Here is an 18,953-nt window from a genome sequence, read left to right as displayed (position 1 = left end):
CGCTCGCGCGACCAGACGGTGACGGCGGCACGAGTCACCATCCGAAACGCGCCACGCTCGCCGTGCGCTGGCGCGGCCGGCATATTCGAGCCGCGCTGGCCTTCGCTTCACCACTCGTCCCCGCCCCCATGCGCCCCGTGTGCCACATCGCCCGAACTACCGCCCTGTTCGCGCTCGCGGCGGCGGCCCTCACGACAATCCAGGCGGCGGCGCAGCGACCGGCGCGCGCACCGGCGGCGCAACTCGCCTCGCGCATCGATTCGATCATGCAGGCGCAAATCGCCAGCGGACAGGTTGTGGGTGCCTCGATCGCCGTCGTGCGCGGGCGCGACACGATCGCCGCGAAGGGATACGGCAAGGCAAACCTCGAACTCGGCGTCGCCACCCCGCCAGGTGCCATCTACGAGATCGGCTCGGTCACCAAGCAGTTCACCGGCGCCGCCGTGATGCAGCTGGTGGAACAGGGGAGGCTCTCGCTCGATGACGACATCGGGAAATGGGTCCCCGAGTTCAACACCAAGGGGCGGAAGATCCCGCTGCGCCGCCTCCTCGATCACACGTCGGGCATTCGCAGCTACACCGAGATTCCCGAGGCGCGCGCGCTCTTCCCGCTGGCGCTCCCCAGGGACACGCTGCTGCGCCTGATCGAGAAGTGGCCGTATGACTTCGAGCCGGGCGAGGAGCAGATCTACAACAACTCGGCATTCTTCCTCATGGGGCTCGTGATCGAGAAGGCGAGCGGGATGCCGTACGCCGCGTATGTGCAGCAGAAGCTGTTTGCCCCGGCGGGGATGAGCGCGTCGCACTACTGCAGTGAAGTCGACGTGCGGCCCAACAAGACCAGCGGTTACGACTGGGGGAGCAAGGGCGCCATCCAGAAGCGTGCGATGAGTCACGTGTGGCCGTTCGCGGCTGGCTCGTTATGCAGCACGGCGCACGATCTCGTGGCGTGGAACGAGGCGCTGCATCGCACGCGCAAGATCCTCGGCGCGGCCGCCTACCAGGAGATGCTCTCGCCCGACACGCTCAACGACGGCTACCGCGTCGGCTACGCGAAGGGGCTCGCCTTTCCGCGCGTGATGGGGCGCAAGGCGATTCGCCATGGCGGCGGAATCAACGGGTGGACGTCGGAGAACCTGTACTTCCCCAACGAGTCGCTGAGCATCGTAGTCCTCTACAACGTCTCCGGTCCCAGGGGGCCGAGCGAGGCGGCCGAGGCGATCGCCGAGGCGGTGCTGGGTGCGGTGCCGGTGCCGGCGGTTCCGGTCGATGGCGACGTGAATCGATTTGCCGGGACGTATGCAGGGCGCGGCCGCGGTGGCCCGCAGTTGCTCACCGTGATCGTGGAGAAGGGCGTCGTGTCGGCCCAGTTCCGCGGCGCCAGGCGCGCGTTGACATACGTCGGCAACAACACCTTCGTGTGGAGCGGCGTCCGCTTCGTCTTCCGGGAGAACGTAGGGATTGTCAGCGCCGTCCGCGTCGATGGCGGGTCGCAGAACAACGTGCTGCAGCGCAAGTAGCCTATCAGAGGCTTTTCTCCGTGCTCCTCCGTGCCGCCTCCGTGTACCTCCGTGTCGTGCTTTTCAGAAGCTTGACACAGAGGTATACGGAGGTATCACGGAGGTGAACGGAGGAGGGCGGTGTGCGAGGCAGCGGAATCGGTGGGGCGGACGTTTTGTTGCTTGATGGTTGTTGTCTTGGTGTATCGACCGGTTGGTGGTTTCCTGAATCACGAGCTCCCTGAATGAATATCATGCGTTTCATGCTTCGAATCCGCGTGCTTTCCGTTCTGGTCTTCGCCCTCACGTTGCTGGTGCCGTTCGCGGGGCGTGCCCAGGAGCGTCCTTTCATTGGTGTGCGCGTCGACCAGGATCGCAACAAGGTCCTGCTCGAGGTTGCCCCCGATCGCATCGGGAAGGACTTCCTGCACCAGACCGTCCTTGCAACTGGCGGTGGTGTGGTGGCGCTGGGGCTCGATCGCGGGCAGACGGGCGGGAGTGCGGTCGTGCGCCTGGAGCGGCGCGGGAAGCGCCTGGTGCTCGTGCGCGACAACTGGAGCGTGCGCGCGCTTGGGGCCAGCGAGGCGGGGGAGCGCGCGGCGCGAGAGGCGTTCCCGACCTCGGTCATCGCCGCGTTCCCGATCGAGGGGGAGGCAAGCGGGGTGCTCACCGTCGATGCGACGTCGTTGTTCCTGGCGGATACGTACGGGATCGCCGAATCGATCCGTCGCTCGCAAGGGGGGAACGCGCGCGTCGACGCCAATCGGTCGTGGATCGACGCTGCACGCACGAAGGCCTTCCCCATCAACACCGAGATCCACGCGGTCCTCACCTTCGGGGTCGACAACCCGGGAATGGTGCTGCGCCGCGCCGCTCCCGAGCCGCAGTCGCCGACGTTCGAGCTGCACCATTCGCTGGTAGCGCTCCCCGAGGCCAATGGCTGGCGTGCGCGCGAGGCCGATCCGCGCGCCGGCTTCTTCGGGCCGCGCTTCTTCGACTTCAACCAGACGTTTGAGGGGACGTACAGCGACGGCTACATCAACCGCTGGCGCCTGGTGCCCAAGGACTCCGCGGCGTACCTGCGCGGCGAGCTGGTGGAGCCGGTGAAGCCGATCGTCTACTACCTCGACCCTGGAATCCCCGAGCCGTATCGCACGGCGCTTCGCGAAGGGGGAAATTGGTGGGGGAAGGTCTTTGAAGGGGCGGGCTTCCGGAATGCGTTCAGCGTGCAGGATCTCCCCGTTGGCGCCGATCCCATGGATGCGCGTTATGCGATGATGTACTGGATCCATCGCAATGGTCCGGGGCCCAGCGTGGGCCCGTCGCTCAGCGACCCGCGCACGGGCGAGATCCTGCGCACCGTGGTCCGCATGGACGCGTGGCGATCGCTGGTCGACTGCAACATCTATGCGGGGCTGCTCCCGGCGGCTGGCCCCAACGGGCTCAATGTGAGCGCCGACGACTTTGCCATGGCGCGCCGGCGACAGCACGCGGCGCACGAGATTGGTCACACGCTGGGGCTGTCGCACAACTACATCGCCGGCTCGCAGGGGCGCACGAGCGTGATGGCCTATCCCTTCCCGCTCATTTCCCTCGATGCCAAGGGGAACCTCGACCTCTCCAAGGCCTACGCACCGTTTGCCGGCGCGTGGGACTCGCTCGCCATCCAGTACGGCTATCGCTGGTATCCGGACGAGGGCGCCGAGCGCGCCGGCCTGGCCACGACCGTCAAGGAGATGCTCGACCGCAACGTGCGCTTCGTCGCCGACCAGGACGCCGGCGCCGAGGGGTCGATCCCCGAGGTCACGCGCTGGGTGGAAGGGAAGACGATGTTCGACGCCGTCGAGCGCACGAGCGCGGTGCGCAAGCTCCTGATCGACAAGTTCGACGAGCGCGCCATCAAGCCCGGCGAGCCGATGTACCTCCTCAACATGCGCTTTACCCACGTCTACCTGCACCACCGCTACTCGCTGGAAGGGGTGATCAAGTACATCGGCGGGATGGACTTCCGCTATGCGATGCGCGGCGATGGGCAGGTACCGACGACGATCCTTCCCGCCGCACTGCAGCGCAAGGCGTTAGGCGTGGCGCTCGACGCGCTGGAGCCGGCGGCGTTGGCCGTCCCCGAGCGCGTGATGAAGCTGATTCCCCCCGTCCCGTTCGGTGGCGACGAGTCGCTGGCGTGGATGGAGTCGGCCTCGGGGGGCGGCTTCGACCAGATCTCGCTCGCCGGCGGGCTGGCAACGGAGGTGGTGGAGGGGATCATGCACCGCGAGCGGTTGGCGCGACTCGCGCAGTTCAGCGCGCGCAACGCGGCAAACCCGTCGGTGCAGGAGGTGCTGATGCGCGTGATCGAGCGCACGTGGGGGGCGCCGCTTTCGCGCGATCCCAATGCGCAGGCGCTGCGTCGCACGGTGCGGCTGGTGGTGCTCAACACCTTGCTCGATCGCGCGGGGGACAAGCAGGCGTTGGCGGAGGTGCGGCTGGCGGCGGAGTGGGCGCTGGCGCAGCTCGATAGCCTCCTGGCGCCGCAGCCCACCACGTTCACGCTCGCCGACGAAGCGTTTCGCACCCGTGCACGGCGCGACATTGCCCGCTACTTCGCTGGCGACGACGACCCCGCGACGCGTTCGCGCTTCCGGGTGATCCCGCTCCCGTGGCCGTGATTCCGGGGCCGCTGGCGCGGGCGAGCGCCGTGCTGCTGCTCGCGGGGGCGTTGGCGGTGCCGGTGCAGCTGGCGGCGCAGCGCGCTGTACCGGCGGCGCTCGACACGCTGACGGCGCCGCGCGCGGCGCCGGCGCCGGCACCAGGCGCTCCGCCAGATGCGGCGCCCCAGCGCAAGTCGCCGGGCGTGGCGGCGGCGTTAGGCATGGTGCCCGGCGTGGGGCACCTGTACGCGGGGGAGGTGAACCGCGGGTGGCTCCTGATGGCGGCGTACTGGACCGGCTACCTCATGGTGCGCGGGGGGCGCACCGATACGGTGGGGAAGGTGGGGGGCGTGGTGGTGGTGGGCGGGTGGCTCTTCAGCGTCGTGGATGGCGCGAACGCCGCCAGGCGCTACAACGCGCGAGCGCAGGGCGGCGCGGCTACCCCTTCTTCTCCTCGCAGTTGAACATCCACGACACGCCATAGCGATCGACCACGGCGCCGTACAGGGCGCCCCAGGGCGCGGCGATGAGCGGCTGCACGGCCTTGCCGCCTTCGGCAAGGACACCAAAGGCGCGGTGCGCCTGTGCGGCGTCGTCCAGCTGCAAAGCAACGTTCACCGCCCCCTCGGCCGGCACCGCGCCGTGCCCAGGACCGTCGCTCAGCATCACCAGTGCGGTTCCCACCTGCAGCACGGCATGCATCACGTTGTCCCGCAGCGCCTCTGGACAGTTGGGATTGTTGTCGCCGAAGCGCTGCAGCGAGGTCACCGTGGCGCCGAGCGCCTGGCCGTAATGCGCAATGGCCTCGTCGGCGCGGCCGTTGAGGATGAGGTAGGGCGTGGCGGCCTGGATAGTCATGGTCCGTTGATGAGAGGAAGGGAGAGTGTGCGACGGTTCGACGGTCGAGCGTGTGAGAGATCATGGTACCGCCCTCATGTCGCGAATGTGCCGCGTCGCGCCACGCGCCCCGCGACACGACACTCGCTACAGCACCGGCCGCCGGGCGTGGAAGTCGGTCGCCTGCTGGAACTGGTGCGCGACGGAAAGGATGCGATCGTCGGCGTAGAGCGCGCCGACGATGGTGGCACAGATGGGTTGCGCGTTGAGCTTCGGCGCCGGCGTGGTGTCGGCCGGCGCGCGCTGAGCGAACTGCTGCGCCGGCGGGACGTCGAACTTGTAGGGGAAGACCACGCAGGGATGCCCGGTCTGCGCGTTGGCCCCGACGTCGGCCATGGGCGCGGCGATGAACATGTCGAGGTCGCGCATGAACTCCCCCCACTTGACGATCATGGCGTAGCGTCGGCGTTGCACCTGGAGGAAGTCGAAGCCACGCGTGCGACGCCCGTTCACGAAGCGCGGGTTCCAGTCGGCGGGGGCCATCGGGTTGGATGGTGCGGCGTTAGGCGCCGGCGCCGCGGCAGCGCCCGGAGCGCTCGGAGCCGCGGGCGGCGGGAGCGGGGGAAGATTGTCCAGGTCGAGACCGGTCTCCTTCGCCTTGCGCTGCACGTAGGCGTCGAAGGCGGCGGCGTACTCCACCCCCAACCCGCCCCCTTGCATCCCCGCGACGGTCGGGCGCGCGCCGATCTCGCGCGGATTCATCCCCAGCTCGCGCAGCTTCGCCACCAGTTCCTTCGGCGCATTGGGATCCACACCGATGCGCAACGCCGACAGCTTGACCCCGCGCTCGAAGTGGAACGGCGTCGTCACCGTCGACGGATCCTTCTCGTCGACGCCGTGCAGGACGTTGAAGACCATCGCGCAATCCTCGGCGGTGCGGCACATCGGCCCCACGCGATCCTGCGACCAGGCCAGCACCATCCCGCCATGACGCGAGACGCGACCAAAGGTCGGACGCAGTGCGGTGAGGCCGCAACGCACCGCGGGCGAGACGATCGACCCCTGCGTCTCGGTCCCGATGGCAAAGGCGACACACCCCGCGGCGACCGCCGACGATGGGCCAGCCGACGACCCGCTCGAGCCCTGCGAGAGATTCCACGGGTTGTTGGTGCGCCCGCCGAACCACCAGTCGTTCTGCGCGAAGAGCCCGGTGGACAGCTTCGCCACCAGGATGGCCCCCGCCTCGCGCAACCTGACGACGATCTCCGCGTCCTCGTCGATGATGCGGTCCTTGAAGTCGGCCGCCCCCCACGTGGTCGGTACGCCCCTGGTCGAGAACAGGTCCTTCACGCCGTAGGGGAGGCCGTGCAGCGGGCCGCGCCACTTGCCCGCCGCGATCTCCGCGTCGGCGCGCTGCGCCTCGGCGCGCGCCTGGGCGGCCATGAGCGTGACGACGCAGTTGAGCGTTGGGTTGAGCCGTTCGAGCCGGGCCAGGTAGAGTTCCGTCAGTTGCAACGACGTGACCTTGCGGGCGCGCAGCAGCGCCGCCAGGCGATGAGCCGGAAGGAACGCGAGGTCGTCCGGCGACGTCGGCACCGGACCCGACCACTTCGGCACGTCGAACGTGGCGCGGTCGAAGGCGGCGCGCCCGCGCTCGCTCGCCAGTCGCTCCATGAGCGCCCCGGTCCCCGCCGGATACGGCTGGAACTGCAACGCCGGCGCCTCACCGTTCCCCAGCGGGAGCGGCGGCTGCTGGGGCTGTTGCTGTTGCTGCGAACTTTGCGGCCGGCGGTCGCGTCCGCTCCCGGCACTCGTCTCCTGCGCACGGAGCGCGCTCGCCGCGCCCAGCGTACTCGCCGCCGCCGTCACCAGCGAGACGAACATGAAGTGCCGCCGGTCGATGTCGCGTCCGCCGGTCCACTCGCCCGCAGCCAGGTCGAAACCATGGTCCGCGGCGAGCAGTCCCTCTTCCATCTCCTCAAGCAGTTCGTCGGGTGTCGACATCGATCGTTCTCCAAAGGTTTGCAGCTGCAGTGCGGCCACGGGACGGTGCATCGCGCGCCGGGTGACCCGAGCGGGGGTAGCGCCGGCACAATGTGCGACACCACGCGCCCGTCCGCCACGCGCCCCCACCGCATGCGCCCCGCGCGCCCCTGCACCCTCCCCCGGACTCCCGTCCCCCATCCCCGTCCCAAGAGCAAGAGGGGCAACACCGCACCCCGCGGCGTCGCCCCTCGCTTGCTATCGGCACCCCGACAGCGATCTACGGCCGAATGCTCACTCCCACACTGAACACCAGGTCGGTCTGTCGCTGCGCCTGCGGTGTGATGCCGCGAATGGGAAGCTTCCCCTGGTCGAACGAACTGGGGAGGTAGCGCACCTCGGCGCTGATCTCCAACGGCCCGCTCCCTACACCGCGAAAGCCGACGCCGATGTCGGCCGTGGGGCGCCACTGGTTCTCGGCGTCGGTGAGGTTGAACGAGTATCCCTTGAAGCCACCGCCGAGCCGCAGCGTGGGATGGAAGTTCTTCCCCAAGGGGGCGCTCAGCATCACCCCCGCGGTCCCGCCCATCACGGTGACCTGGTCTGACGGCCCGGTGGTGGTGGGTCGGATGGCGGTGCCGAGCGTGATGTGCGTGAAGCCCATGCTCCCGTTGGCGTACACGGCGCCGTACTCCGACAGCAGGTACTGCACATCGATGGCGAAGCTGGGTCCCGCGCCAAGGCGTGTGTCCTTGCCATCGGCGCCGACAATAATCGCCGAGCGCGGGACATAGGCGCCGGTGGACGCCGTGATACGCCAGATCTCCTCGCCGATGCGTCGTTCGGTCGTCGGTGCCTGCGCCACGGCGTCCGAGGCGACGAGGGCTGCGCCGGCCAGCGCTGCAACGAGTGTCAGGGCGAGGCGCGCCGTCATGCTCGATTCACGTCTCATGGAGGAGGTCATCAATTGAAGGTGATCGCCGCGGTGGTCGCCGTGGTGAGGCCGGTACCGGTGATGGAGAAGGTGCGCGCCCCCACCGCTCCCGTGACGTTGACCGTGAAGGTGGCCACGCCAGATGCGTTGGTGACGGCGGTGAGCGTTCCGTTGAGCGTGCCGCCTCCGGACGCGATGGCGATGGTGAGGGTGATGCCGGCCTTGGGCGCCGCCGCGGCCACGGAATCACGCAGCTGCACGGTGATGGTGAAGTCGGTCCCCAGCGTGATGGGCCCAGTGGGGACGCTCGTCAGGTCGATGTCGGTCACGCTCTGCGCCGTGAACGTCACCGGGTTGCCGCTGATCCCCGCGCCGGTCACGGTCGCTGTGACGGTGTTGGGTGACGCCGAGCCTAACGTCCAGCTGCCGACCGTGGCATCGCCGGCCGCGTCGGTCACTTGCGTCACGCCGGTGAGTGTTCCTCCTCCGGCGGTGACGGCGAAGGTCACCGTTGCGCCGCTCACCACGTTGCCGTGTGCATCCGTCACCCGCACCGTGGGGCGGTTGGCGACGGCCGTGCCTTGCACGGCCACTTCATTGTTACCCGAGACGACGGCCACGTTGGCGGGCGGCCCGGCGGTGGCCGACGCTGTGAACGTCACGCTGGGAAGGCCGGTGGCGCTGGCCACGACCGTGTTGCTCCCCGTCGTGCTCCCCAGCGTCCACGAGGTGACGGTGGCCACACCGCTGGCGTTGGTGGTGACGGGCGAGCCGGCGACAGCGCCGCCGCCCGCGGTTACCGCGAAGGTCACGGCGACTCCCGAGACCGGGTTGCCGGCAAGATCGCGCACGACCACGCTGGGCGGTTGGGCGACCGTGGCTCCCGCGGCGGCGCTCTGCGAGACCGATGAATTGGCGACCATCGACACCGCGCGCCCCGGATCGCCGACTGCGGTGAAGGTCACCGACGCGACGTTAGGCGTGGACGCCGTGAGCGTGTTGGTTCCCGGCGTATCGCCCAGGAACCACCCGCCCACTTCGGCCGTTCCCGTGGCATCGGTCACCTGGCGGCCGCCGACGACCGAGCCGCCGCCAGAGGCAACGGTGAAGGTGACAACGGCGCCAGCGACCGCGTTCCCCAGCGCGTCGCGTACGATGACCGACGGCGGGATCGTGACCGGACGCGTCGTTTGCGCACGCTGGTTGTTGCCGGCGGCGATCGTCATTTGCGATGCGGCGCCGGCGGTGGCCGTGGCGCTGAAGGTCACCGGCGTCAGGCCGGTGACGGTGGCCGTCAGCTGCTGCGCACCGGCCACTGGGCCCAGCGTCCAGCTGGTGACGGTGGCCAGTCCTTGTGCGTTGGTGGCCGCCGCCTGCGGGGCGACCGTTCCATTTCCCGATGTGATGGCGAACGTGACCTGCGCGCCGGCCACCGGGTTCCCGCCGGCGTCGGTAACGCGAACGCCGGGTGGTGTGCCGACGGCCGTCCCCACGCGCGCCGACTGTGTGGTGGCGGTGGCGGCGCTCACGAGCGCGGCCGGTCCCGCCGTGGCGGTGGCGGTGAAGAGGACCGGGTTGTTGGTCACCCCGCTCTCTTCCACGCGCGCGGTGAGGGTCTGCGTCCCGGCGGTTGCCCCCAGGACCCAGCTCCCCACCGTAGCCACCCCCTGTGCGTTGGTGCGCACGAAGCCGTTCGTGACGCGCCCTCCGCCAGACGCAACGGCGAAGGTCACGGCGACTCCTTCGACCGCGTTGCCGTTGGCGTCGTTGACGCGCACGGCGGGGGAGAGGGTGACGGCCGTGTTGGCCGCGGCCGTCTGGTTGTCACCCGTTATGCCGCTCACCGAAGCCGCGCGCGCGGCGATGCCGCTGGCGGCGATCGTCGTGCTGGCGGTCCCCGACGCCACCGTGAGGACGTTGTTCCCGGCGGTCTTTCCCAGCGTCCAGGCGGTGCTCGCCACTCCATTGGCGTCGGTCGTGGCATTGGCCGGTGAGACGGTGCCACCGCCGGTGGTGACCGTGAAGGTGACCGGCGCACCGGGGAGCGGCTGGTTGTCGCTCCCCAAAACGCGCACCTGCACGGGGGCCGCGAGCGCCTGCCCCGCGACCCCTACTTGTCCGTTGCCGGACACCGAGGCCACCGTGCCGGCGGCAAGCGGATCGTTGATGGTAGTCTCGCCGCAGGCCGCCAGCCACACGAGCTGGGTGGCGGCAAGGACAACGGCGAGCGGTGATCGCGTGACTCGCCACGACGGCGAGCTTCGGTCGACAGGCGGTGTGAATCGACGGCGCAAGGCTGACATGGCTCCCCAGGATCCGCGTGAGGGTGGCACTAACGAGCGGATGATGCAACGAATGTCGCGGCGCAACCGTGCCCGACGTCACGCCCGCGCGTTGCACGATACACGACGCGCGCTCGCGAATCCAGCGAGGGCGTCGTCAGGCACGATCACTGTCGTCAGGCGTCGTCAGGCAGCGTCAGGCAGCGCGCGGCAGGGCCGACCGGCCTTGCGAAACCTTCATGCGTCGCGCGATGACGGTGTCGCTCGTTATGGTCGTGGCTGCCATTCGCTCGCGCCGCGGCCGCCAGCCGCAGCGCGCCGGCACGAGCGCGCTACGGCGCCAAGCGGTCAAAGCGTATGTTCTGCACCCGGTTGGCATCGAGGCGGAAACCCGGCGACTTCCCCTTGACCGGCGCATCGAACGTCAGCGTCAGGAGCCCGCCCGCCACGTAGGCGCGCTCCGGCTCCAGCGGCGAGAGCGCAACCGACGTCGCGCGCGGGCGCGTGAGCTGGAGCGTGCCATCGGGGGCGACGGCTATCTCATACACGGCGCCCATCAGCTCCGGGCTTGCATAGCGTCCCGCGATGGCGGCGTGCTCGCGCACGCGCGGCGTCCCGGCCTTGCGCGGCGCACTCGCTTCCTCGCCCGCCGTGGAGCCGCGGGGCGAGGGCGCGCCGAGCGACGCGCGCAGCACGGCATCGGCCATGTGGAGCGAGAGCTGCGTCGTGTTGGTGATGCTGCGGTTGCACAGCATCGCGAACGAGGTGTGCTGGTCGGGGAAGCGGAACAGCGCCGCGCGATAGCCACCGGTGGCGCCGGTGTGCTCCACCAGGCGCTGTCCGCGGTAGTTCCCCACCGAGATCCCGAAGGCGTAGGCGTTGCTCGCGCCGGAGGTGAGCGGCTCCACCTGGTGCATGAGCTCCAGGAACTCGCGCCCCCCTACCTTCCCGGTGTAGAAGTTCTCGTCCCACTTCTGCAGGTCGGCCAGCGACGTCACGACTCCGCCCTGGCCCACGATGTCGTTGTTCCACACATCGACCTTCCACCGCCCGCCGGCACCCCCCACCGGCGAGTACGCCATGGCCCGCCCGGCCACCACCTCGGTATGGTCGTCGAGGAAGAGCGTCTCCTGCATGCCTAACGGCTGGAAGATCGCCGAGTCGGCAAAGCGCCGCAGCGACTGCCCCGTGACGCGCTGCACGATCACCCCCAACGCCAGGTAGCCGGTGTTGCTGTAGCGATACTCGGCGCCGGGCGGGAAGTTGAGCCCTTTCTGCCGGGCGGCCAGCGCCAGCATGTCCTGCGAGGTGTAGCCGTCGTCGTAGCGAACACCCGCCAGCCCCACCAGCTCCCAGAAGTCGCGCAGCCCGCTCGTGTGGTGCACCAGGTGCCGCACCCGCACCGGGGTGGGGGTCGCGTTCATCTCGGGGATGTAGCGCCGCACGTCGTCGTCGAGCGACAGCTTCCCCGCGCGCACCAGCAACGCAATCGACGCCGCGGTGAACTGCTTGGAGACCGACCCCACGGTGAAGCGCGTGGCGGGGGTGATCGGGACGTCGTGCGTGAGGTTCGCGAAGCCGTAGCCCCGCGCGAAGGCAATCGCGCCGTTCTGGTAGACCGCCACCGCGCAGCCGGGAGAGCCGGCGTGCGACATGGGAGTGAAGAGCGAGTCGATTGCCGCCGCCGTCGCCGGCGCGAGCTGCGGGGAAGTCGTTTGGGCCGGAAGGAGCGGCGTGGTGGTTGCCAGGAGGGCGGCGGCAACGCACAGTCGGATCATCGGACGCATGGCAGTCGGCGGGCGAACGGGGAATGCAGGGTACCGTGTCGCCCGCGAAAGTCGCGTCTGGCGTGACCGCGCGGTAGAGTGGGAGAGGATCCACGGGCGTCGGGTGTACGCCGCTTTCGGCGCGACGCCTTCGCCCGCCGCCGTACCGCAATCGCCGTCCGGCCGCTCACACGCCCGGCAAGCGTTAGGCACCCTCCAGCCGCGACTTCGCCATGCCTCCCGCCCTCCCGCGCCCCGTCCCCGAACTCCCGGTCGAGAATCTCGAGCGCGCCGTTGCCTACTACGCCTCCCGGCTCGGCTTCACCATCGACTGGAACGATCCGACCATCGGCCTGGCGGGGCTCTCGTCAGGCAGCTGCCGGCTGTTCCTCGCCAGCGCCGACTTCCGGAAGGGGCGCGGCACGGCGGGGCCGGCGCTCACCTGGCTCAATCTCGACAGCAACGACGACGTGGACGCACTCTTTCGCGCCTGGGAGGCGAGCGCGGCCATCGTGCTCGAGCGCCCGGAGTCCAAGCCCTGGGGGCTGCGCGAGTTCACCGTTGCCGACCCGGATGGCAACCAGTTTCGTGTCTTCCACGACTTTGCCACACCGGCGCGACGTGCGGCCGGCTGTTGATCGCACGTCGCGCGGTGCAGTCGCTTACTTGCTCCAGGGCGGGACGACGTTGTTGCTGCGGGCGTAGGCAATCATCTGTCCCAGGTGCTCGTGCAGGTGCGTTACCGTAAGCACCATCGCGCGCATGCGCGTCCAGTCCTGCCCGAAGAACTTGATCGTCTGCGAGGCGTTGGCGTCGGTGGTGAGCCCCATGGCCTGGTGCAGGTGCGTGTACGACGCTTCGAGCTCGGCCACGACCTGCGCCTTGGACAGGGCGCGCTTCTCATACGTACCCACCGTCTTCATGTCGCTCGTGATGCCGCTGGCCTCGGGGGCCGGCTTACCCATGGCTATGGGGATGAAGTAGTTGTCCGAGGCGACGTGCAGCAGGACCTCGCGCACGGTGCGCGTGCCGGCGCTCGGGCGCCAGTCGTAGGCGCTCTCGGGGATGGCGTTGGCGAGGCCGATCATCTTGCGCTGCGCCTCGTTGACGTCGCGGTGCATCTCGCCCATCCAGCTCGGGGCACTCGGCGCGCCTTGCGCCTGGAGGGCAACCATCGGCGTGGCGCTGACGAGTGCAAGGGCGAGGGTGAACAGTCGGGTCTTCATGGGGCACTCCAATGGTGAGGGGACCGACGGAGTCGCGCATGCCACGACCGGGCCACAGGTGCCGGCCGAGGCAGGGAAGTAAGGTGATACTATTGTATGGTGAGCGGGAGTCCCGCGGGGCGAACGGCGGGGGGCGCGTGATCAGCCGCCCATCATCCCCATCGGCGTGCCGGACGGATCGGTGAAGTAGCCGAAGGTGGCCATGCCCGGGACCACGGTCGGGGTGCCGCGGCGCACGCCGCCGGCCCGCTCCACGTCGCGCAGCGCCTGCTCGACACTTGCTGCGTAGATGTAGGGGAGCGAGCGGGTGGACGGGGTGTGCGACTGCCAGATGCCGGCAATGCCGGCGCCCGGGTCGAAAGCGGTGCTGTGCGGGAGCGTGGGGATCGAGCGCCAGGCAAAGACGCTGCCGAAGAAGTGGGCGGTGGCGTTGGGGTCGCTGGTGTACATCTCGACGCTGCACACCGTGCCGTCGGCGGGACGCGGGTTGGCGCCCACGGGGATGGGAACCTGCGGCACCGCGCCGGCGGGGATGTTGCTCGTTAGGCCGTACACCGTCCCCGACGGGTCGGCAAAGCGGACGATGCGCCCTCCCAGCGGGACGTCATAGGGTGCGGCCACCTGTGCGCCGCCCCTGGCGACGACGTCGGCAAGCGCCTGGTTCACGTCTGCCACCTGCAGCAGCGGTGTAGTCGGCGTCTCGTCGCCGGCATCGCGGCTGCGGAGCACCACCGATGGACCGGTCGGCATGAACGACACCGCGACGGACTCCGTGAGATGGTGCATGTGCCATCCGAACGCGGTCGTATAGAAGCGGCGCGCGACCTCGAAGTCGCGCGTGGGGACGACGACGACCGAGATCGGGTGGTGGACGCCGTTGGGAATCGCGTCGAGGGGGGTGGCGCTCAGGGCAGCGGCTCCGGCTGTGGGGCGAGATGGCGCGCACCGTGAGCCCGAACGGGGACGATGGGCGCGGAAAATCTTCGCGTGGGGAGGGGCGCGCACCAGAGGGGAGTGCCCGCCGGCGCTTAACGCACCTTCCCTGCGCGGCGTCGAACCGGGCATGACGAGGTTCCGTCCCAACTCAGGGCTGCGGTGGCATTCCGCCCCGTGGCTACGCCCTTTGACGCGGCTACGCGCTTGGCTGAGTCTGCGTCGTGCGCCTTGGCGCACCGCCGCCGTCCTTGCCGCCGTGGTGGCCGCCACGCTGCTCGATGCCCACGATGCAGGCGCGCAGCTTCGCCGCGGTCGTGAGGCGCCGCGCCGGCGTGAAGCCCCGCGCGAGCGTGAGGTGCTGCAGCACGGCGGGCGCGATCGCACCTATGTCGTGCGCGTTCCCGAGGCGGTCGCCAGGCGCAACGTGCCGGTGCCGCTCGTCGTCGTCTTGCACGGCGGCGGGGGAAATGCGGACAACGCCGAGCGAATGTTCGCCTGGAGCGAGAAGGGGCGGCGCGAGGGGTTCATCGTGGTCTATCCCGAGGGGACCGCGCGCGGCCGGCGGTCGATGTACACCTGGAACGCCGGCCACTGCTGTGGCTTCGCGATGGAGAACCGCGTGGACGACGTCGGCTTCATTGACGCGTTGATCACGCAGCTGCAACGGGAGTACACGATCGACCCGGCGCGCGTCTACATCACCGGGATGTCCAACGGCGCGATGATGGCGCACCGGTTGGGGATCGCGCTCTCGCATCGCGTGGCGGCCATCGCCCCCGTGGTGGGGGCGCTGTTCGGCGACGAGGCGTCACCGGCGTCGCCGGTGTCGGCCATCGTTTTCAACGGAATGGTGGACCAGTCGGTCCCGTACGACGGGGGCGCGGGGGGCGGGATAGGAGCGCGCGCCTGGGACGGGACACCGACTAAGCCGGCGCTGCAGCAAGGGACGTTCTGGGCCGCCGCGAATGGCTGCGCCAGCGCGCCGAGCGTCGACGACCGGGGGCGCCTCGTGGTGACGTCGTACGAATGTCCGCGCCGGCGCGACGTGATCCTCTATGCGTTGAAGGATGGGGGGCACGCCTGGCCCGGCGGGAAGCGGGGGACGCGGATGGGCGACGACCCGGGGACGGCCGTCGACGCGACCGCGCTGATCTGGGAGTTCTTCGCGGCGCATCCCAGGCGCTGAGGGCAAGTGGTCGCGTTCAGATCCACCGACACGCGAGGGGAGCACGCGGATAACTGGTCGATGCACCGAGTCGCGGGCATGCGACTCAATGCTTGGGACTCCGGGCAGACGAACGTCGTCGCCCACAGGCTGGATGCCGATCGAGCGAAGACAGAGGTCCGACCTCTCGCGCTTCGACCATGTCGCATGTCTGTCGCATGTTGATGATTGACGGCTACTCGGGGCGAAAGCACCGTGCTTCTCACGATCGGCAGCTGCTCGCCGGCTGCAGCGTCCTCCTGAGTCGCTGCAACGAGATACAACGGAACCTACCATCACCGAGGGAAGGAGTCATGAGAGTTAAGATGCTGAGATTCGCCGCGTCCGTATTTGCGATTGCCGTAGCGTCCACACCAGCGTCGGCGTTTTCCATCGGCTGTCCGAGTCACTTATCGAATGGTAGTCAATCGTGTCACAATACTGCCGGAACAGAGTGCAAGAGTTGCACATACAACTGCGACGGTACCAGCTACACTTGGAACGTGTGTAATCTCCCACAGTAGAGAGCGCCAAGGGTCATCTCATGAATGGTCGACGGCTCCTGGCGGGCGCCGGCGACCATTCCTGACATGGCTTCAAGTCGCGAATCGATCTCAATCGTCGCGAGCGGGTAGCGGGCGCTGGTGGATTTGACGGTAGAGGCAGTGGCCACGAACGACTGATCGACGGGAGGCTTGCCGCCCCAGGAGACTTCCAACGGAATGCGTCGGATGAGCGACATCGTGTCGTAACGCGCCAGCATTCGAGCGCGGCGACATCACCGAATCGGTCGAGTATGGCAACGGAGGTGGAATCTGTGCGACGACTCACAGATATTGCGACGGCCCTCTTCTTCATCGCGGCGGCATTCCTGATCGCGCAACCGTCATCGCTCATTCGCGCGAGTTGGGCTCGGTATTCGAACAACCGAAGGGTCGTGCAGTTAGCCACTCAGCATTGGAGTGAGATTGATCATATCGGCTCGCGACTATTCAACTCGCGCGAGAAAGTGGAGTTGGTTGTGGTTTCCGACTATGAATGTCCCTTCTGTCGGGCCTCTCAGGCGGCAATCGATTCCGCAGTCAGAAGGGGAGTTCGCATCTCGCTGCTCCACTACCCAGGTCCGACCCATCCGAGTGCCGACGGAGCCGCACGGGCCGCATTGTGTGCGGAGTCTGTGCGACAGCTTCCTCGCCTGCACGCGCACTTCATGCAAACGAATGCATGGCAGAAGAGCCAGGACTGGCTGCGTGAGGCGACCTCGGCGGGCGTTACCGATCTCGACAACTTTGGCGCATGCGTGACCGGCGCAGAGGTTCGCAAACGGCTATCGTCGCAGACGGCGTTGGCCGACAGTCTAATGGTGCGTGGTACACCGACGTTCGTGTCACCTCGCGGCGTGCACGGCGGCGTCGCTTCCCTTGCTGAAATCCTCGATCTTGTGGGTCGGCACTGATGCCATGTCTGGCCACCCTCTATCGCTTTCGACAACGCGATGGATTCTGTCGGCGTGAACTTGCCCTCCTTGCTGCACGCGTGAGGAGAGCTACTGCCGCTCGCCGTCGAACAGCCTCCCAAGTGCGAGTTAGCCCGCAGTTCCTGGTACTCTTTGCGCTCCTTGCGACGTCGCACATCCATACGGTCGAGGCGCAGAATAGCGAGCAGAACCGGCGCTTGGACGATCGGCGCATCGACACGGAGCCATTTCTCGTCATCGGTGATGAATCGAGCGAGGAGAAACGATTTGAGCGCATCGCTGGCGTGACGCGCCTCGCAAGCGGCGAGATTGTCGTGCTCGACGGCGCGTCTCAGGACCTCCGCGTGTTCTCGCCGAAAGGGGACTTCTTGCGGCGCATCGGCAGGAGAGGTGCCGGCCCAGGCGAGCTTGAGAATGCGACTTCGCTGTTTCGCGTGCTCGACTCACTCTTCGTTGTAGAGCAACCGCCCGCGCAGAGTCGCTTGAACCTCTTTCACGCTAGGGAAGGATTCCGACGTCGCTGGCCGTTGCGAGCCAGCAACGCCTTCGACGGAAGCGGTGCAGTCGCACGGCTGTCGAGCGGTGACCTTCTCGTCGTGCCAGCTGGCTTTCGGCCGTTTGTGCCACCGCCCTTCGGCACGGTTGTGCGCGATTCCACCCGTATCGGAATATTGCACCAAGGTAATCCCGGAGAGGTGAAGTGGATCGGTGTTTGGCCGAGTGCGTCGTGGCTGAGCTATGCACTCTCATCAGGTCCGGTGCGCGTGGCCGCCGCTCGCTATTCGCTCGGGCCAGCGCTCGTTGTTGGAAGCAGCGCCGACGGTATTTGGATTGGCGATTCGGGCGACGGCATCATTCATAGGTATGACGGTGCGGGGATGCATTTGGGAGCGTCCACACTTCCAATCGGCCGGCGCCGATTCACCAAGTCGGCATTGTCGAGACGTCGTGTCGAGGCACTCGCCGCAGCCAGTGGTAGCGATGAAAAGGCGAGAATCGAGGCCGACCACGCCATTGAAACCAAGTCACGACTAGCGCCGGCATTCTCGCGGTTCGTGCCGGGTCCAGATCGCGAGATGTGGGTGGTGCTCTTCAACGAGGACACGAAGAGCACGACGACAGCCTTCGTTCTTGACGCGCGAGGCGTCGCCGTCGCTACGGCTGTAGTACCCGCGCGTGTACGGGTGTACGAGGTCGGGCGAGACTACCTTGTCGGCGTGCATACTGATGATGATGGGATAGAGTCCGTCGTCGTATACGCGTTAGGCGCGAACGTCCGATGAGAATCGGGTGGCCGTGCGTTCTCCGCTACTGGATGTTGCTCTGTACCATCTCATGCCAGTCGCAGACAAGAATGGAGAAGCCGCAGAGTCCACTCGTGGGCCGGTGGGTGCAGGTCTTTCCCGCTCGCGGTGCGCTTGACACTCTGGTGCTGCGAGCAGATGGTACGATTCAGGGCAGCGCCGACGGGCTCGATGACACGGAGTTTCCACTTGAGCGCTGGAGGATCGGAGCGCCGCTAATGCGCGACGGACTCTGCCTCGGGGAGGCACAGCAAAGGTCTGGAGCTCGGGTCCCGCAGTTCGTGTGTCAGGCGTTCGTGGTTACAGGTGACACGATGTGGCTCGCCAATAGGAACCACACTGTGTTCCTCCGATATCGGACTTCTGACGCGGTTTCTGCCATTTCGCCTTGGCCCGCCTTGATAGGCGCTCCGCTTGCTCCTCGGCCGGGACAAGAACCAACCACTGGCTCGAGAGAGGCGCACTGACGTCACTGAGGCGGTCCGTCTGCGAAGCAAGGTCGCCACACGAATACACGCGATCGGCGAGCCGCGAGTGTACAGCTCCGACCTGCCTGAGCGTGGTGTGAGCTGGGTGCGCACAACGTCGGTTGCACTAATACCGTTCCCGCCCCTGACACGGCGCAGCCCCACCATCCGCAAGCGGTATTCACTCGGGGCACCTAACCTGCCTCACGCCGCTGGCGGTCCAAGCTCAAGCGGCAGGTTTCGGGAATGGCCCGTCCGCCAGTTGTCCTGGTTCAGCGAGAATGTGACAGGTGGGGTGGGTGTTCAGTGTAGTGCCGCGGGGTGACGGGTGGTCGTGGTGCAGTGGTAGACGGCGTGGCGCGCCGCGCGGCGCGCGCCGCTTCGAGCTTC

Annotated in this window: 15 protein-coding genes; 7 read left to right on the top strand and 8 right to left on the bottom strand. The window is 68.0% G+C overall.

The genetic code is table 11. From position 1 onward, the window contains the following. Window positions 1–128: 128 nt before the first annotated feature. The 3 genes from IT359_07010 to IT359_07000 all read left to right on the top strand — a co-directional run bounded on the left by IT359_07010 (window position 129) and on the right by IT359_07000 (window position 4,611). On the top strand, window positions 129–1,520 hold the full coding sequence (locus tag IT359_07010; GenBank protein MCC6928723.1) for a beta-lactamase family protein: 1,392 nt from the start codon (window positions 129–131) through the stop codon (window positions 1,518–1,520). 242 nt (window positions 1,521–1,762) lie between these two features. Continuing rightward, window positions 1,763–4,165: a zinc-dependent metalloprotease gene (locus tag IT359_07005; GenBank protein ID MCC6928722.1), complete on the top strand. Its 2,403-nt coding sequence runs from the start codon at window positions 1,763–1,765 to the stop codon at window positions 4,163–4,165. Continuing rightward, a complete protein-coding gene (locus IT359_07000; GenBank protein MCC6928721.1) occupies window positions 4,156–4,611 on the top strand; it encodes a hypothetical protein in 456 nt (151 codons plus the stop codon). Before IT359_07005 ends, IT359_07000 begins: the two co-directional genes overlap by 10 nt. Here IT359_07000 and IT359_06995 read toward each other — a convergent pair. The 5 genes from IT359_06995 to IT359_06975 form a co-directional block, all read right to left on the bottom strand. Continuing rightward, on the bottom strand, window positions 4,586–5,005 hold the full coding sequence (locus IT359_06995; GenBank protein MCC6928720.1) for a VOC family protein: 420 nt from the start codon (window positions 5,003–5,005) through the stop codon (window positions 4,586–4,588). The two genes, IT359_07000 and IT359_06995, sit on opposite strands and share 26 nt — an antisense overlap. Before the next feature lie 126 nt (window positions 5,006–5,131). Beyond that, complete coding sequence (locus IT359_06990) at window positions 5,132–6,988, bottom strand: amidase (protein ID MCC6928719.1); 1,857 nt, start codon at window positions 6,986–6,988, stop codon at window positions 5,132–5,134. Between the two features lie 259 nt (window positions 6,989–7,247). Further along, window positions 7,248–7,919 (bottom strand): hypothetical protein, encoded by a 672-nt coding sequence (locus IT359_06985; GenBank protein MCC6928718.1) that lies wholly within the window; start codon window positions 7,917–7,919, stop codon window positions 7,248–7,250. Between the two features lie 11 nt (window positions 7,920–7,930). Continuing rightward, window positions 7,931–10,195 (bottom strand): Ig-like domain-containing protein, encoded by a 2,265-nt coding sequence (locus tag IT359_06980; GenBank protein MCC6928717.1) that lies wholly within the window; start codon window positions 10,193–10,195, stop codon window positions 7,931–7,933. Between the two features lie 320 nt (window positions 10,196–10,515). Continuing rightward, window positions 10,516–11,961, bottom strand: a complete 1,446-nt coding sequence (locus IT359_06975; protein ID MCC6928716.1) for a serine hydrolase — start codon at window positions 11,959–11,961, stop codon at window positions 10,516–10,518. Between the two features lie 221 nt (window positions 11,962–12,182). Here IT359_06975 and IT359_06970 point away from each other — a divergent pair, with 221 nt between their 5' ends. Continuing rightward, window positions 12,183–12,587, top strand: a complete 405-nt coding sequence (locus IT359_06970) for a VOC family protein (protein ID MCC6928715.1) — start codon at window positions 12,183–12,185, stop codon at window positions 12,585–12,587. A 24-nt stretch (window positions 12,588–12,611) separates the two neighbouring features. On the opposite strand, the gene IT359_06965 is transcribed toward IT359_06970, so the two are convergent. Both IT359_06965 and IT359_06960 read right to left on the bottom strand, forming a co-directional pair. Then, entirely contained in the window at window positions 12,612–13,175 is a 564-nt protein-coding gene (locus IT359_06965; GenBank protein MCC6928714.1) for a DinB family protein, read from the bottom strand. Between the two features lie 141 nt (window positions 13,176–13,316). Then, window positions 13,317–14,180 carry a hypothetical protein gene (locus IT359_06960; protein ID MCC6928713.1) on the bottom strand — a complete coding sequence of 288 codons (864 nt, stop codon included), beginning with the start codon at window positions 14,178–14,180 and terminating at the stop codon, window positions 13,317–13,319. Window positions 14,181–14,370: 190 nt separating this feature from the next. Between IT359_06960 and IT359_06955 the strand changes: the two genes are divergently transcribed. Next, entirely contained in the window at window positions 14,371–15,297 is a 927-nt protein-coding gene (locus IT359_06955; GenBank protein ID MCC6928712.1) for a dienelactone hydrolase family protein, read from the top strand. A 508-nt stretch (window positions 15,298–15,805) separates the two neighbouring features. On the opposite strand, the gene IT359_06950 is transcribed toward IT359_06955, so the two are convergent. Beyond that, complete coding sequence (locus IT359_06950) at window positions 15,806–16,057, bottom strand: hypothetical protein (protein MCC6928711.1); 252 nt, start codon at window positions 16,055–16,057, stop codon at window positions 15,806–15,808. 75 nt (window positions 16,058–16,132) lie between these two features. Here IT359_06950 and IT359_06945 point away from each other — a divergent pair, with 75 nt between their 5' ends. Together IT359_06945 and IT359_06940 are read left to right on the top strand one after the other, a co-directional pair. Continuing rightward, entirely contained in the window at window positions 16,133–16,771 is a 639-nt protein-coding gene (locus IT359_06945; GenBank protein MCC6928710.1) for a DsbA family protein, read from the top strand. Further along, a complete protein-coding gene (locus tag IT359_06940; GenBank protein ID MCC6928709.1) occupies window positions 16,771–18,075 on the top strand; it encodes a hypothetical protein in 1,305 nt (434 codons plus the stop codon). The genes IT359_06945 and IT359_06940 overlap by 1 nt, the downstream gene beginning before the upstream one ends. The last annotated feature ends 878 nt before the right edge of the window (window positions 18,076–18,953 follow it).

This window comes from Gemmatimonadaceae bacterium, assembly GCA_020852815.1.
GTDB lineage: Bacteria > Gemmatimonadota > Gemmatimonadetes > Gemmatimonadales > Gemmatimonadaceae > SCN-70-22.
This window is presented reverse-complemented; position numbering and strand designations above follow the sequence as displayed.